General features: G+C 32.0%; 21 protein-coding genes and 1 pseudogene. 4 read left to right on the top strand and 18 right to left on the bottom strand.

Annotation, left to right across the window (positions count from 1 at the left end; translation table 11 throughout):
• Nucleotides 1–157 precede the first annotated feature (157 nt).
• The 6 genes from DXD92_RS10815 to DXD92_RS10790 all read right to left on the bottom strand — a co-directional run bounded on the left by DXD92_RS10815 (nucleotide 158) and on the right by DXD92_RS10790 (nucleotide 4484).
• Nucleotides 158–421 (bottom strand): hypothetical protein, encoded by a 264-nt coding sequence (locus DXD92_RS10815; RefSeq protein WP_029471584.1) that lies wholly within the window; start codon nucleotides 419–421, stop codon nucleotides 158–160.
• 63 nt (nucleotides 422–484) lie between these two features.
• A complete protein-coding gene (locus tag DXD92_RS10810; RefSeq protein ID WP_029471585.1) occupies nucleotides 485–1012 on the bottom strand; it encodes a hypothetical protein in 528 nt (175 codons plus the stop codon).
• Nucleotides 1013–1156: 144 nt separating this feature from the next.
• Entirely contained in the window at nucleotides 1157–2323 is a 1167-nt protein-coding gene (locus DXD92_RS10805; protein WP_005334758.1) for an ABC transporter permease subunit, read from the bottom strand.
• Nucleotides 2324–2327: 4 nt separating this feature from the next.
• Nucleotides 2328–3194, bottom strand: a complete 867-nt coding sequence (locus DXD92_RS10800) for an ABC transporter ATP-binding protein (protein WP_005334760.1) — start codon at nucleotides 3192–3194, stop codon at nucleotides 2328–2330.
• Nucleotides 3185–3940, bottom strand: coding sequence for a hypothetical protein (locus DXD92_RS10795; RefSeq protein WP_092073367.1), 756 nt, complete (start codon nucleotides 3938–3940; stop codon nucleotides 3185–3187). The genes DXD92_RS10800 and DXD92_RS10795 overlap by 10 nt, the downstream gene beginning before the upstream one ends.
• Nucleotides 3930–4484: an RNA polymerase sigma factor gene (locus DXD92_RS10790; protein ID WP_005334762.1), complete on the bottom strand. Its 555-nt coding sequence runs from the start codon at nucleotides 4482–4484 to the stop codon at nucleotides 3930–3932. The genes DXD92_RS10795 and DXD92_RS10790 overlap by 11 nt, the downstream gene beginning before the upstream one ends.
• Nucleotides 4485–4873: 389 nt before the next feature.
• Here DXD92_RS10790 and DXD92_RS10785 point away from each other — a divergent pair, with 389 nt between their 5' ends.
• From DXD92_RS10785 to DXD92_RS10770, 4 genes and pseudogenes are all read left to right on the top strand, one after another.
• Nucleotides 4874–5182 carry a type II toxin-antitoxin system RelB/DinJ family antitoxin gene (locus DXD92_RS10785; protein ID WP_029471590.1) on the top strand — a complete coding sequence of 103 codons (309 nt, stop codon included), beginning with the start codon at nucleotides 4874–4876 and terminating at the stop codon, nucleotides 5180–5182.
• Nucleotides 5179–5508: a type II toxin-antitoxin system RelE/ParE family toxin gene (locus DXD92_RS10780; protein ID WP_005334765.1), complete on the top strand. Its 330-nt coding sequence runs from the start codon at nucleotides 5179–5181 to the stop codon at nucleotides 5506–5508. Before DXD92_RS10785 ends, DXD92_RS10780 begins: the two co-directional genes overlap by 4 nt.
• Before the next feature lie 132 nt (nucleotides 5509–5640).
• Nucleotides 5641–5970, top strand: a pseudogene (locus tag DXD92_RS19355) (MobA/MobL family protein); the annotation flags it as partial.
• On the top strand, nucleotides 5948–6658 hold the full coding sequence (locus DXD92_RS10770; RefSeq protein WP_008369915.1) for a DUF6040 family protein: 711 nt from the start codon (nucleotides 5948–5950) through the stop codon (nucleotides 6656–6658). The pseudogene DXD92_RS19355 and the gene DXD92_RS10770, both read left to right, overlap by 23 nt.
• 219 nt (nucleotides 6659–6877) lie before the next feature.
• Here DXD92_RS10770 and DXD92_RS10760 read toward each other — a convergent pair whose 3' ends face one another.
• The 12 genes from DXD92_RS10760 to DXD92_RS10695 form a co-directional block, all read right to left on the bottom strand.
• Complete coding sequence (locus DXD92_RS10760; RefSeq protein WP_005334769.1) at nucleotides 6878–7609, bottom strand: hypothetical protein; 732 nt, start codon at nucleotides 7607–7609, stop codon at nucleotides 6878–6880.
• Between the two features lie 97 nt (nucleotides 7610–7706).
• The gene (locus DXD92_RS10755) at nucleotides 7707–7988 is read right to left on the bottom strand and encodes a hypothetical protein (RefSeq protein WP_055057068.1); all 282 of its coding nucleotides are present in this window, start codon (nucleotides 7986–7988) and stop codon (nucleotides 7707–7709) included.
• A gap of 19 nt (nucleotides 7989–8007) precedes the next feature.
• Nucleotides 8008–8205, bottom strand: coding sequence for a hypothetical protein (locus tag DXD92_RS10750; protein ID WP_005334773.1), 198 nt, complete (start codon nucleotides 8203–8205; stop codon nucleotides 8008–8010).
• A 33-nt stretch (nucleotides 8206–8238) separates the two neighbouring features.
• On the bottom strand, nucleotides 8239–9441 hold the full coding sequence (locus DXD92_RS10745) for a hypothetical protein (protein ID WP_005334774.1): 1203 nt from the start codon (nucleotides 9439–9441) through the stop codon (nucleotides 8239–8241).
• A 31-nt stretch (nucleotides 9442–9472) separates the two neighbouring features.
• On the bottom strand, nucleotides 9473–9721 hold the full coding sequence (locus DXD92_RS10740; protein WP_005334776.1) for a hypothetical protein: 249 nt from the start codon (nucleotides 9719–9721) through the stop codon (nucleotides 9473–9475).
• 623 nt (nucleotides 9722–10344) lie between these two features.
• The gene (locus tag DXD92_RS10730) at nucleotides 10345–11100 is read right to left on the bottom strand and encodes a hypothetical protein (RefSeq protein WP_040015611.1); all 756 of its coding nucleotides are present in this window, start codon (nucleotides 11098–11100) and stop codon (nucleotides 10345–10347) included.
• A gap of 321 nt (nucleotides 11101–11421) precedes the next feature.
• Nucleotides 11422–12120 (bottom strand): DUF6560 family protein, encoded by a 699-nt coding sequence (locus DXD92_RS10725; RefSeq protein WP_243104883.1) that lies wholly within the window; start codon nucleotides 12118–12120, stop codon nucleotides 11422–11424.
• Nucleotides 12110–12751, bottom strand: a complete 642-nt coding sequence (locus tag DXD92_RS19000; RefSeq protein WP_029471593.1) for a hypothetical protein — start codon at nucleotides 12749–12751, stop codon at nucleotides 12110–12112. Before DXD92_RS19000 ends, DXD92_RS10725 begins: the two co-directional genes overlap by 11 nt.
• 23 nt (nucleotides 12752–12774) lie before the next feature.
• On the bottom strand, nucleotides 12775–13272 hold the full coding sequence (locus DXD92_RS10710; RefSeq protein ID WP_019161965.1) for a hypothetical protein: 498 nt from the start codon (nucleotides 13270–13272) through the stop codon (nucleotides 12775–12777).
• Nucleotides 13273–13331: 59 nt separating this feature from the next.
• Complete coding sequence (locus DXD92_RS10705) at nucleotides 13332–13988, bottom strand: hypothetical protein (protein ID WP_019161966.1); 657 nt, start codon at nucleotides 13986–13988, stop codon at nucleotides 13332–13334.
• A 497-nt stretch (nucleotides 13989–14485) separates the two neighbouring features.
• Nucleotides 14486–14695: a DUF6061 family protein gene (locus tag DXD92_RS10700; RefSeq protein ID WP_176815408.1), complete on the bottom strand. Its 210-nt coding sequence runs from the start codon at nucleotides 14693–14695 to the stop codon at nucleotides 14486–14488.
• A gap of 324 nt (nucleotides 14696–15019) precedes the next feature.
• Nucleotides 15020–15622 (bottom strand): Type 1 glutamine amidotransferase-like domain-containing protein, encoded by a 603-nt coding sequence (locus tag DXD92_RS10695; protein WP_118640521.1) that lies wholly within the window; start codon nucleotides 15620–15622, stop codon nucleotides 15020–15022.
• Between the last annotated feature and the right edge of the window lie 9 nt (nucleotides 15623–15631).

Below are 15631 nucleotides of genomic sequence, written 5' to 3'. Positions count from 1 at the left end.
TACTTTTTTCTTACGAGTTTTCTTTAATGCAACTCGTAACATTAGATTTTTACATTTTTCATGAAATTAAGTAAAGAAAAAGAGCATATGGAATTGAATCCATACACTCTATGATTACTGGAACTTTATTTCATTTTTAAATTCAACAAACTAGAATTTAACTCTCCCATCTTGCAATTCTGATTCCCCAAACTCGAAATTCACCATATACAAATGCATCGCCGTTTGTCAGATGATATGTTTGTGAAAATCCTAAACTTCCATAATCAGCAATTTCATCCGCAGTTTGTGTGCTTCCAAGTGTTATAAGCGGACATTTTCCTGGGTCAGTGCTTCCAATCAAACGAAATCCCTCAATAGCAACAAAAATCCCCCAACAAATAAGAATACCTAAAACTGCTTTTAAAATTTTCTTTTTCATATTCACCACCCCACAAATACCGATTTTTCGTTCTCTGCGACTTCCCAATAAACGGGAAGTTGGTTACTTCTTGTAATTCATTTTCTTACTTAATACCCCAAACAAAGCCAATAAAAATATTCCAATTCCAAGCAATACGCCAGCCACTTTCATTAATTCATTGTTTGTATACTCTGTATCCGGAAGAATCCCATACTTGTAATAAGAATAACTAACATGGTCTGTGGTATATGCAGCTATGGAATCTCCTACATTATATTCCGAATATACAAATCCCGGTACTTGCATTCGCTTGTGATAATCATTCACTTTTCCATTGTTGTAGTAGAAGAAATAATTCCGAGATATCGTATCAGCCGAAGCAGCTTCAGCCCTTTTACCTGTAATCACAATATCCTCCATATAGTAATCTTCTCCCAGTACCATCTCTTCCATTTGTGTATTAAATGCTTTAGATGTCAAAAGTATATTTATCCAGACTGTAATGAAAGCTATACTTAAAATAATGAAACAAATCCAAAACAAAATTTTCTTTTGATTTCCAGTTAATATTTCTTTTGGTTCTTGGTGCTTAACCAATTTATTACTCATTCCATAATACCTCTAAAGTACTTTTTTCTTCTTCCTTCCCTTCGTCCAAGAAGTGTATCTCACTCAAAGAACTCAGTCAATCCCGATTTGTTACTCACATGATATCATATTTTTTCTTCAATTGCATTTTCATTGAAAAAATCATTAAAACTTCCAATGTTTAATATAAATAAAGCAATATAGTTGCATCCCTACTCGTATTAAGAGCTGAAAAATAAATATAAATCCTATATTAATGAAGAAGGAATGGAAGAAAAAAGCATCTTTTGAATATAGAATACCTAATATATTTTGTACATTCAAATTATTTATTGGAAACAAATACAAAATTTTGTTACCTACCCCTGTTTTTATCATTTGCACCAGCAATAATGGTAATATATATACCCCTAATGAAACAGCTAATACTGACATAGATGAATGCATAAGAGCTGATATTAACAATGTTACACTCTCAACAAATCCAATACCAACTAATTGCATGACAAGAATTAAAAAGTATATTTGAATATGGTTATATTGCAAAGGGAAGTCAAATAATCCCAACGACAAATTTGTTTGTATGTCTGAATTCCATCCGCTCATATCATACATTGTAGAGAAAACACCTATGTTGACCAATTGAAAAATAATAAATAAACTCACTGTAATAATACTTGTCGCAATCAATTTAGCAAATATCATTTTGTTTCTTCCATATTTTGTAACTAACAGAATCTGATTGATATTTTTAGAATTATCATCTGAAAACACTATGGAAGATACCAATATTGTAATTATGGACAAAAGAGCATATATATATCCAAGTACTCGATATAAGTCTGTCCATGGAACATAATTTCCTAATGTCAAAGGAGTATCAAATTTTTTAAATCCAACCTCGTCCAATGAATATAAATCCACGTCTTCTATTGTTAATCTTTGGCCTTTATTAACCTGTTCAATCATTTCTGAATAAACATTTTCGGCATCTTTTGAAAAAAAAGTATCTCCCATTTCCCAATAAAATGGATAAAAAGGCTTATTAACAACTTTTTTCTCTTCATTCTCTTGGAAATTATTCATAGAATCAGACAGAATCATTTTAACTTTTTCATCTGTAAACTCTCCAGAATATTTTTCATCTATTATTACATCGAGGCTCTTTTCAAACCCCTTTTTCTTATTACTCGCTTCACTCATTGATAGCTGTGAATAGTGATACCCAACAAAAAAAATCCCCAGAAGGACTAAGCATCCTACAACAATCCCACCAAATACAGTTCGGTTTCTCAATATTTTCCCAAGTTCAAACTTAATTAGCGATGTCATACTCTCATTCCCCCTCTCTAAAATAAAACAAATACAAATCTTCTAAAACCGGATCAACTTGTTTCGCATTTGCAAAAGGTTTTTCCCTTGAAATAAGTCGAAGAACAACTCCGTCTTCTCCATATTTACGATTACTTACTGTATATACTTGCTCAATTCGATTTACTTCTTTTTCTGGAACCAGGCATTCCCATACACACTTGTTAATATCTTTCAACAAATATCTTATTGTGCCTGTATTTTCAATTCTACCTTTTTTTAGAATAATGATTTCATCTGCTATATATTCTATATCTGATACAATATGTGTAGACAATAATACTATTTTTTCTGATGCAAACGAACTTATCAGTTTTCTAAATTTAACTCGCTCTTTGGGATCGAGCCCTACCGTAGGTTCATCTAATATTAAAATTTCCGGATTATTAATCATTGCTTGAGCGATACCTAGTCTCTGTTTCATTCCGCCAGAATACTTTCTGATTTTTTTATTTTTCACATCATCTAAGCCAACCTGAATCAATAAATCTAAACATCTCTTTTTTGCTATTTTCCCATTTAAGCCTTTCAATGAAGCGATATACATCATAAAATTTAATCCTGTAAAATCAGGATAGTATCGAAAATCTTGTGGTAAGAATCCAAGAATCGAGCGATAATATTCTGCTTGCAGAGCAATATCTTTATGGTCATATTGTATATTTCCACAATTTGCTCTCATCAGTCCACAAATAATACGAAATAAAGTTGTTTTACCCGCCCCATTAGCACCTAATATTCCGTAAATTCCAGGAGTAAATCGATACGACACATCATCAAGCACAGTTACATTCCCATATTGTTTTGTTATATTATTAATAGTTAATTCCATACTGAAGCTACCTCCCATTTGATTATTTTAGTTTGAGAATATAAGATAATCCCTAATATTGTCGTTGTAATGAAATATGCTATTCCCCAATAAAGCATTCGGATTTCATATATTTTAAAGATATTTGCAATTAAAATAACTGCGACACAAATACTTCCCGATATACACCATAGGAAATAATTATGTAATTGCTTTCTCCATATAGTTATAAGCGAAAATAAAATAATGCAAACAATATTGTATGGAACAAGTACATAGACTAATATCTGATACAAAGGCAAAGATACTATAGATTTAGTCATAAGAGAAAGCAAAATAACAATTACCATATCAATAATGCCAAAAATCAATAATTTCATCATAATATGTTGTCGCAAATCATATTTGAATGTCTGTTCCAATTCCCACATTCCTGTAGTAAAACTTTTGAATAATTCATCTAAAAAAAATAAAGCCGAAATGAATATTACACCTGTAATGCATAACATTATTTCACTTATCGGCTGTAAATTTTTAAAATTTAATGCCATAGTTATCCCTGATAGAAAGATGAATAATTGAATTATCCAAGTATGAACATGTATGAAGCGAAAAGTTGACAGGAATAGCTCAAAGTAAGAATGTCGACTCATTCCAAGTCTAATCATTATTTCATATCCTAATTCGATGGTTTTTTCACGTCCTTCTATATCACCTTCTAATTTATAACCAGCCAATTTCGATATAATATCTTTTTTATCCATCATAAAATTCCTCTCTTTCTAAAACTTTTTCTAATTTTCTAAGGCCTTGATAAATACGTGACTGTACAGTAGATACCCCCACGCCAGTAATTGTCGCAATATCTTTTACCTTTAAATCGTGATAATACCGTAGTATCACAACCTCTCGTTGTATTTCAGGAAGTAAATCAAGTGCTTTTTGAACCGTTTCTTTTCTCTCATCATGTAATATTTCATCAATCAATGAAGTGTCTAAATCAGTTGTAAAATTATCTGTGAGTTCTATTTGCTCAATATGTCTTTTTTTCAAATAATTATTGCAAGTATTGACAGCCATAGTGTATAGATAATTTTGAAATTTTCCTATGAATCGGTATCTAGGTAAACTTTCTACCAATTTTAAAAAAATATCCTGTGTTAAATCAGAAGCTATATCGCAGTCTCCATAACATCTGCGAACACAATAAAAATACACACTATCATAATATTTATGTACTAAAATATCCCATGCATCAGGATCTCCCATCTTAATTTTGTTTATTATCATCCAGTCTTGTATCATATCCATCACTTTTCTCTTAATTATTCTTCTCTATATATAAACAACTAACCTTAACAAATCATTTAAAAACACAAAAACTTTTTATATTTTTTTATATTTTTTTACAATATGATAAACTATTCTTCCCCTCATGAGCAAGGGATTAGGAGTTCCCTGTGGCGGTTAGTATGCAGTAGTTCGATTATCCTGTAAGCGTGAGTTTTCCAAACTTATCGGATTCTTGGTAGTTGCCTTAGTAGCCGTTGGTCTTGTATTCAATGCGTCCGGCGTAAAAGATGTATTGTTACAGTTATTCAATAAGATTATTGGAGCATAAAATTAGTATTGCTATTGTGCGGACATTTGCATATAATAAAGATAGATGGAAATACTACTCACGAAAGGAGATGTTTTATATGGCTACAAAATCAGCAAATTTATATGCAAGGATTGAACCAGATGTCAAAGAAAAAGCAGAAAGTATCCTGTCTACACTTGGTATCCCTGCTTCCAGTGCTATCAATATGTTTTATAAACAGATTATCTTACAGAGAGGACTTCCGTTTGAAGTAAAAATACCATCTGACAGACCTGTTGATATCAGCACATTATCAGAAGCAGAGTTCAATGAAGAATTGGAGAAAGGATATGCGGATATGCAGGCTGGACGGACAAAAAATGCGAAGAAAGCATTTGCTGACATTCGCAAGGATTATGGCTTATGATATATGAAGTAGAATTATCCGAACAGGCTGACAGTGATTTGAGAGGGATTTTTGAATATATTTCTTTTGAATTACAATCGCCGGAAAATGCAAGCGGACAGCTTGACCGTCTGGAAGAACAGATATTAAGTCTGGATACGATGCCGGAGCGTTATCGAAAATATGAAAAAGAACCGTGGAAAAGTCGTGGACTTCGTGTATTACCAGTAGACAATTATGTGGTACTTTATATTCCAGACAGCGATAAAAAAGTTGTAACAATACTTAGAGTAATGTATGCCGGACGGGACATAGACAATCAGTTAAATCTCCACACAAAGCAATAAAGGATATGATTTAAAGCAGCCTTTCATTTATGATCGACTGCTTTTTTCATATTCAAAATTAAAAAGAAAGGGCTGAATTACGATGGAAGAATGTAGCGTATTGATTGAAACGACCAAATCAGCAGAGGATAACACCGAATTGCTGAACTGGAACAGCAGATAGAGAAAGGACGTGATATAGATGAACGAATCCAGAGAATTAAAGAACGCCGAACAGTTGGAAGAGCTTCTGCTCCTGACCGAGGAGATACAAGAAGAACTGGAACAGAAAGACCAGCTTATCGTGGAACTGAAGACGCAGCTCAACGAATCTCTGATCTTGAACGAGAAATTAAACAAAGAGAACAGAGCCGGGAATATTCAAGCATTAAAGAACGACTTGAAGCTGGCAGACAGAGCATTGCGGAACGAGAAAGAGAAGCTGCGAAGCGCAAACGTCATGATCGGGGAATATCAAAATAAAATACGCTGTTTAACACAACAACGGGATTATGCCCGGACACATCAGAAAATCGTAGAGATACCGGTAGAAAAGCCGGTACTCTATGAAAAATGTGAATCCTGTGACCGGACAGCCTATCAGAATGAAAAAGCGAAATACGGAACACAAAAAGAGCGACTTGCCGGACAGTATAAAGCAAAAACGGTAATGTTCCAAACAACCTTGTTCCTTCTTGCATGGTATTCGCTGACAACCACTCTTTTTCAGGCAGTACAGTCCGATGTGTTCCTTTCCGATTGTAAATCATTCTTCCATGATGCAGCGTCATTCCTACAAACTTTTATCGGTTGGACAATTGATGCCGGGCAATCTGTGGCACAGATTAGCACAAAAATTCCAAATCCTTTTATAGCCGGAATGGTATATTGGTTATTTCTGATATTGGTTGTCGGAATATGTGTGGCAGGGACAGGGATACTGGCGATACTGATAGAAATAAAGGTTATAGAATTATATAAGAAAAACTGTTGGGATGTTATTACTCTACTGATGATACTGACAAGTACTGCTGTCATCATTTATTTTGGAGAAGCAATTAAAAAAGCACTTTCCGTAAATCTTCTATTGCTTTTCGTACTTTCTCAGGGAGTATATCTTGGAATCAGATGTTATTTGAAAAATCGGTTAGGTACCAAGCAATATTGGTGAAAACATGCTAAAAAACGTATAATAGCAGGGGATAAAACATCGTCCCCTACTATTATATAAACAGCGAAGTTTTACCCATCTCTCTCTTTTGAAAGATTCGCTACTTGTGGAACCGAGATATAAGGTTTCGCCTGTGTTCTTTGGTGTATCACTACCACATTTCTCTGTACCGATGTAATCTTTCTGCATACGGAAGCAAGAGATACAATATTCCTTATTTTAAAACATAATTACAATTCCTGTTTGACAAGAACGATCATCATAGAAGGATTGTATTTGTCCCCACTCATAATAATATTCGACGCCTGTCATACTCTTTTTACTGGGAGTACCTAAGCATTTCCTTAAAAACCTATTATTTTCTTCTTGCAACTTTTCTAAGACTGTACCATTCATTGTCTCATATTTCGTAGAATACTTTTTGTCTGCTCGAACCAATTCAATCTTTTTTACTTTTCCATGTCTTCCATAGATTGTAACATAAAACTTCTTATAAAGCCATTTTAAAGGTTTCTTAGAAATCAATATTGTATAAGAATACTCTGTTTGAGCAATCTTAAAATCAATTTCTTTAAATAGGGAAATACTTCCTTTGGGAGTAATTTTATATCCCCCTATTTTTAACATATCTTCCTTTAGCTCATCCTTTATTTGGATAATCTCCATACTTACTATAAAAACAACATAGCCTTCACACACTACAACGGTAACTATTTTTGCCCATAGCACATCTGGAACAAACATGTTCCAAGCTATAACAGGAAGCAAAGCTACTCCTACCGCAGTCACCAGTAGAAGCACCCTCCAAATATAATTTTTCTTTCTTTTTCCTTCATTAGTTAAATTTTCATCATAATAAAGATGACCTGGGGCTTCGAATGAGTTTAATAGAAATTCCTTTAAAAATGACACCAGAACCGCTCCCCAAGAAGATTTCTTTTGTTCCTTCATATTACCCAATCTCCTCTGCTATATGATTATTTTTCATTCTATTTTTTACTTAACTTATACATTAGCAAGATTTTTAGTTATTCTTCTAACAATATTTTTATCCCCGCTTTTTCTGCTTTATGCGAAAAGTCAACAGCAAATCCCCATCCCATCTCTGCAAATTGCCATTTCTTCGTTTTTTTGTAATTTTATAGCTTTCAACTGTAGACACTTTATTTAATTCAGGATATAACTTCTTAAGTGTAAGTATTTGTTTATTTCTGCTTATTTTTTCATTCCATATAATTGTTAATTTAACCTGTTTTCTTTCAAAAAAACCCACCTTACATAAATCTGCATAGCAGGCTTCTGGTATTGATATATCATTGTTTTTTAACATTTTTCTCCTTTATTTAATTTTATAAAAAACTTCTAAGCCCTATTAAAAGAAATATGAAGCCTATTAGAGGAACAGGTATCATACAAATGAGAAACACATTAAATTTTTTCCTTGCTTCATCAGTATTTTCTTCTTTTGTTACTTTTGCTTTTTTCATAACTATAAAAGGGAATATCAGTAATAATAATCCTCCAACTACTGCTAACAATATTTTCATCTTATATATTCCTTCCTTATCTTTAAATAAATATTAATCATGTATCGTACTATATTCCAATCCTAATGCACTTTTTCTTCTACAAATTCTTTTACTATCGCCTATTGATGTATTTTCATATTCACTGTTTGAAACAGTATATATTTCTCTTTTACCATTACAACTTACATATAACTCTCTATCTCTAGTTTTACCACTGCTAATCTTTTTGTCTGTTACAATTGCAATTTCATGAGTTGCCCCATCAAATGTAAATAAAAAATTTATTGGGAAGCTAATTGTAAATGCGATTATAAAAGCAGCAAATACAACTGAAAGTTTACGTCCAAATTTCTGTGGTACATCTGTTTTTAAAGATTTAATAATAAATGGCAGTGCAAGTAAAGCAGTAATAATTGCCGTAATCTTCATATAGTTTCCAAATTCATAATTAAAGAGTTTACTCGTATTCAGGGATAAAAGCATTGCTATTGCTGCACCCATAAATGGTAATTGATACGCCAGTTCTTGTCCTTTTTTTGTGGTGACTTCTATAAATATATATGGATAATATTTTATATACACTGCATATGTAATCATCAAAACCATTATAAATATAACTAACATTGTTTTGCCACCAATAAAAAATGCTACCGCATCAGCAATTATTAGAATCCAACCTAAAGCTTTTAAAAATTGCTTTGTTTTTTTACGCTTTTCTTTTTCTATTGTTTTTGACATATTTTTGATAGTTGTATTCTCATTACATATAGATTTATAGAAATTCTTTTCTATCCAGTTTAAAGCAGGTACATACTTTGATACATCTTTGTTCTGTTCAACTAACTCACCAAAATCCACAAGATCTATTTCATGTTTTATAAGTGTATCATATAAAATATCATAATTTACATACACTTGCTCCAGAGTAACAAGTCTATTGTACATCTTATCAATTAATATGACATCTGTTCTACCATTTAATGGAATCATTAAAATACAACGAATATCATTATATTTTATATGCTGAGTTTTCTTAACCAGATAGCTAAATACAATTTCATCTTCATTTACTACAATTATTTGTTTCTTGTATGCCAAAATTAAAGCAATACCTAAAAATACAAAAGGCATAAAACATATCGCAACCCCCATATTTCCTGTAACAAATGTTACCAGTACGATTATTAAAAAAAGAACTGTTGTTACTATTCCTAAATTTTTTACAAATTTACTTAATCTAATGACATTATCCATAAACTCAATCTCCCTATATGATTCACATTTTTCATTTTTTACGTTCTAATTTCTTCTTATCCTTTTTTATTTCTGCAATCTTTACTTGCAGCCAGTCCACATTTCTATTCCGGGCAGAAATTTTAGCGATTTTTTTCTGATTTTTATATAAAATAAGAGCTTCTCCAAATAAATTCTTTTTTCTTTTCATCTGGGTAATATCCGTTAATCTTATTTTACAGTTCTTCCTTAAAAATCCATTTCTATATAGCCATCCATCCTTGACAATTGTTTTGTCCATTAAAAATTTTGCTATTTGCTACATAAATGCTTTCAATCCCATTAGAATAAGTATAATAGCAATATATACACCCCACTTATCCCAATTATAAGTGTCATAATAAAATTGAAAACAATACAAACTTTCTTCTGATTTAAAGAAAAATGTTCAAATTTTTCAAGGTTGTATTGACGAATATAACTTTTAGTAATTATGGAATAAATTGAATAACCAATAGCAATGATACTTGAAATAATAGCAATAATATCAGTCATTTTACAATCCATATCTTCCCTCCTAAAAAGTTTGCATATCATTACCACAAAAATTAAAATATTATAATGTTTAAATTTATTGTTTTTCTTTTGTGAAATAGATACTTTTTATATCACATCTTATAAAATGCGGTTTTGCCTTGTAAATACAGCGTTTTCCGCCTGTTAGTGTATAGTGTCTTTTGTTTTTTGTGCCCCCCTTGTTAGATAACGGGGGCTTAATCTTCGCTCGCCACAGGCTCGCTCACAGACGAAGTAAACCAGCCACTTGCAAGACATGGCAGAAAAATCTGAAAGATTTTCCTGCCACCGTGTCTGGATCACTCCGTCTGCCTAACTAATAATATAGTATTATGTAAAAATGTCATTTTATTTAGGTACATCTACCGAATAGCTTAAACAGTCACCTCTTTTGTTACTTTGTAAGTCATTGTAATACCATAGATACATGACTCTGTCATATACATTGATTTCAATTACACCGTCCGGTTTTTGTCCTTCTACTTCCAATGAATAGATTTCTTTATCATGTGCATAGCCGTAAACAAAACGCTTGCTTGGATAATCGGGGTTTAAGTCTTGTTGGAAATCACTTAATTTCAAAGAAGAGTGAATAAGCTCTGTAATATCATCTAACAAAATTCTATCTCGTTTCGTTGTAACCGGTGTAGCATTTATAAATGCGTATTGTGTATGCCCATTCTGTATCTGCTTTTTACAACGAGCCATTACTAAGCCTTGAATATCATCGTTATCATTTCCAGCCCGATAGAAAATCGTATCATATTTTTTGCCTTGCCATATATGCAAGGTTTCATCAACATGATTAAGAAAATCAGCAGGAACCGAAAGTTCCTCATTTTCAGCATTCAAAGTGGAAAGTTGAATAGCTTCTTCAATCGTGTCATAATATACAAGCTTGGCATTATTTTTATCATAATCATTTATCGTAAATTCCACGTATTCATTATCTTTATTTTCTTCTTCCGGAACATAAGTATAACGACCATTTTCAATATGGTCATCATATTCAACATCAACAAATAACCCAATCCCTATCAGAGCTACAAAAATCAAAGAAATCGCTCCAATTATGATTAACATTATTTTCAAAAATTTTTTCATGGCATACACTTCCTTAATCACTTCAAGTTTATCCATTATTATTTATCATATTATATCATTAGAAAATTGAGTAGTCATCACTTTTCTAGTATCTGTCAGAATATTTTTTATTCCATAAATTATCAAGAGTGTAAACATTGCTACGCAACAAGCTCTTGACAATTCATGTCCTAAAAAATGATTAATAATCAAGCAGAAAAAGAATAGTTATACTGTATTACAGCAACAAAAAAGACATCTCATATTCTGTATGAAATGCCAATTTTGCCTTTATTTATGCTGTTTTCTCTGTCGTATCAAGGTTCTTTCATTCGTAGTAAATTAGTGGTAAAATTCTTTTATTTTTTGTTTCATATTGCTTAAAATCCCTGTGTTTATGCGGATAATTCGATTTTTACTCTTTTTGGGATAAAAATAGAAAAATATACCTCCCGGTACAAGAGAGAATAAAAGGAAAACAAAAGCTGTTTCTTTTGCATTGAATACAAGTATCACACTATTGTAAACCAAATATAAAAAGAAAATGCCTGGCAGAACATAGTGGCTTTCTTTTGGTCTTATGATGCACTTTTTATCTCTACAACTCAACCATGTTTCTTGTGAAATTTTATGCTTAGACAGACTATTTGCAAACAATGATGCGCTTATGTTTTCATCAAATTTGAATATTATTTTGTCCCCTGCATATATTTCCAATGTACCATTTTCTTTATGTACACTTCTTGTTATATCTGAAAATTTATAATATTTTTTTCCAAAAAACGACCGGTATTCAATTACATCATGATTTACCTTGACTCTCCACAGGAACAAATGCAGGGTACAGATTCCAGAAAAAGCAATCAATATTCCATACGCCACTATAACTGAAAAATCCGCCTGTCCGTCTATAAAACCATACAAAAGTAATCCTGAGAAAAATATAGTTCCAACCAAAAATAAAATTCCCAGCCATCCTTCTTCCTGGATGCTATAATTATTTTCATCTATATTCTTTTCATAAAAATATTCATTTTTCAACCTCCCATTTTTTGACAGCAAAATACTTTACCAGGTGAAAAACTCCTAAGATAGAACCCAAAGAACAAAAATAGGAACAAAGGCTTGCAATTCTAATCATGGCTGTATATTCAACGCTGCTACTAAGTACTTTTGCGACACCCATTCCAAGCAATACAAAACTAGTAATACACCATCCTCCAGCCAGCTTTTTGGAAGAAGATGGATTGTAGATATCTTTTTTAATCAAAGTTATTATAAGAAAAATGTATGCAGCGATTACCAGTATGTAAATGATAACGAGTATGGTTAGATACCTCTTATAATATTCTTCTTTCATAGTTGTCAGCATGAGGATAGTTGCTGCCCAACAGAACAAAATAGAAAACGTCAGACTTTGTATTCCAATGATCCAAAAAACCTTTTTCCCTGTCACTTCTGTTCTTGAAAAACTAAGAATCACGAATCCAAGATAAACAATAACTAAAAATACTTTTGAAAAAAACGGTGATGGAGCTGATTCAGATAAAAAGAAAAATAAAAATACTAGAAACAAGATTGCTCCATCTAATTTGTAGATTTCTTTCGGCTTAATCACATCTTCTATACCGTATAGTAAAAAACTTTTTGTTTGTTCATTAATCTTTTTCATTCTCGTTTTCCCCTATCATTTCTTTATTCTTCCTCTACGGATATTTCCACATTTGCATGAAGCACCTTTTCCAGATATAATAAAACAAGCCGTCGCCCTTCTTCACATTTTCCTATCTTAGAAATATTCCTATACAGCAGATATAATGGAAACATAAATAAAATCAGACATTCTGTTAAAATCAATAAATCTCCCTGAGAAAAAAACAATGCAAATAAAATCACTATGAGCAGAAAAAATAGTGCAGCTTTTTTTATGTATGGCAAAAGCACAAACGTACCTTCCAGCATTACATCTCCCCCATAGCTTTTTATATGTGTCTGGAGCATTTCCCAGCCACCGCCTGTCATACTTCCTGCTGCATATCCGATACATAAGGTATTATCCTCTTCTTTGTAGGCTGCAAGTGCCATATCTCTATAAGCCTGGTTTGAAATACATAATGGTTTTGTAGTCTTCTTAATCTGTTCCAATAAATATTCTTTGGAATAAGGAAAATATATTTTATAATATTCTTGCATATGCTTTCCTTTCTCATAAAAAGGTTTTCTAAAGTTCAATACAATACAAATTTTTTACATTAGTTTCCATCATTTATAAGCTGAACCATTTCCATAGAGATATTGTATTCTTTGCAAAATCTGTTTATTGTCCAATTATTAAAGAGAAGAAAACTCTTCGTCACATAAATATTTGCTTTTGAATGATGTATTAAATTGAAAATACTTTTTATATCATAACAGTTAAAACTGTAGGCAGGAGACATTCCTATCTGCCCATTGCTTATATTGATATCATATCTTTTTTGTATAACACTTGGATATGCCAAATAAATTGTAATATTGCATATATATTTTTTCTTCCCATTTTCTTTTATGTATAGGTATGGTTCTCCCAGTCCAATATCATATATTCCTTTAGGTCTGGAGGATAGTGTAAAAACTAATGAATGGATATCCGCATACAAAATTTTTCGTTCCCTAAATCCATATGTTATTTTTTGATCGAATAGTTTATAAGTACGTTGTTTTATAAAGTAATAAAACAATAATAAAAAAATCACAAAAAGTATGGTAAAAATCAGTGCTTTTTGAAAACTCACTTTAAAATCAAAGGAAAACAAAAGTTCGGTTAAACAAAACGATATTGCTGAACAACTAATAATACTAACTATAATGTTGAACCAAGTATTAAATTTTCCATTTCCAAAGATATAATCATAACTTTTATTCTTCATTATAACCTCGTATATTTTTTAATATAGAAAAACTGCATCACAATATCGAACCAAAATATAAAAATCAATTTTATCTCTTTATCATAATTATATACATCAACTAACCACATTGTAAAGCAAAAAGCAAGCCATTTTCAGACTTGCTTTCCACCAGATTACTGCACCTTATTGCCAAATCATCTCCTTATTCAAAATTCCCTTTTCACACTCTTGTATAGTATTTATTTGCTACCCATTCCATCTGTTTATCTGCCTTCAACTCTTCCTTAATCCCCTGTGTCTATTTCATTTGCTCTACAATTGACTATTATTCCAGCGATTATATAAAAACCATAACCAATACAAAATATGGAAACGGTGCTTCTAACTATACCGCTAAAGCCTTTCGCCATTATCCCGAAAATAGTACTCCAGCAGAGAAATAGCGCCAGCAGACATAAAAAACTCGAACCCCTTGTAAAATGGGCATCAGAAGTTTTCTACCCGTTATTCTTGTTCTATAATTCAAGTGAATCTTCTGAATCTATCCACATCTGTAAATTGCCATCGAGATATAATCTTGCATATTCTAAAGGCTCATCCACAGCCAATGAAGTAAGCGCACATTCTGATCCATATGTGGTTTTTAAATCTTTTTCAGCTCCCCAGCAATCAATGCGAAGCATATATCCAACACTTGTGTAAACATCAATACTATCGTGTTTTATGTTGTATTATGCATAAATTGTTCTCATCGTATCTTATCTCTATTTTCTTTTAATAATCAGTTATAGAGTTAAATATCGAAAACATTTCAATCAGTTCACCATGTCGTTATTGTTATACTGTGTTATGAAATTTTCTTTCCCTTATTTTTTCCCATATTAAGATTCATGAAAGCTAATGGGAGAATATAACACAAAGGAAAGAGTAAGGGAAAGCTCACTTGCTACAAACTTAGTATTTTCAAGGGTTTGCGAAGAATTTGATAATCAAATATAACAGTTATTAAATTTCCTAAAATAAGTGCAATATCAACTTGAATTTTCAAATTAGTCTTTGCAAATAACCTTTGAACCTTCACCATCAATTACAATTCCCTGACGGTTGTTAATTGGGCATAGATTCAAATCCGAAAACTCAGTCATTATTTTCTCGGTAACTTTCTTAAATGGTGCTGTAAGATAATGCGGAAGAACATAGAAATCAATCAAATCAAGCCCTGCATCATCTTCTTGTGAGTAGTCCTCTGGCTTTTTATCCATTTGCTCGATATATTGGATGCTTGGAGCGCATATAATTGCGCCTGCCGACTCGCCGATCATCAATTTTCCATTTGCCAATTCCTTTTTCAGTAGCCCATCAGCTCCCGTTTTACGGAGCTGGTCCATAAGAAAGAAAGAATTTCCGCCGGTAAAATATATCACATCTGCTTCTTCAAAAACAGACTGTATCGTTGAATAAGCCTCCGTTGAAATATCAATTTTAGTTACGATTGCTCCCAACTTATTGAATAATTTTCGAGCCGAGCCGACATAACCGGTGTAGCCTTCACGCAGTGAAGCTGTTGGAATAAATGCGACTTTCTTATTTTCAATTTCTTCCTTTATCAGACTTCCCACACTTGAAAAGTGCGAACATAAAAATAGTTTCATCAATATTCT

Source organism: Blautia sp. TM10-2 (assembly GCF_003480845.1).
GTDB lineage: Bacteria > Bacillota > Clostridia > Lachnospirales > Lachnospiraceae > Fusicatenibacter > Fusicatenibacter saccharivorans.
The sequence above is the reverse complement of the archived record's forward strand: the minus strand, read 5'-3'. Positions and strand labels throughout refer to the sequence as shown.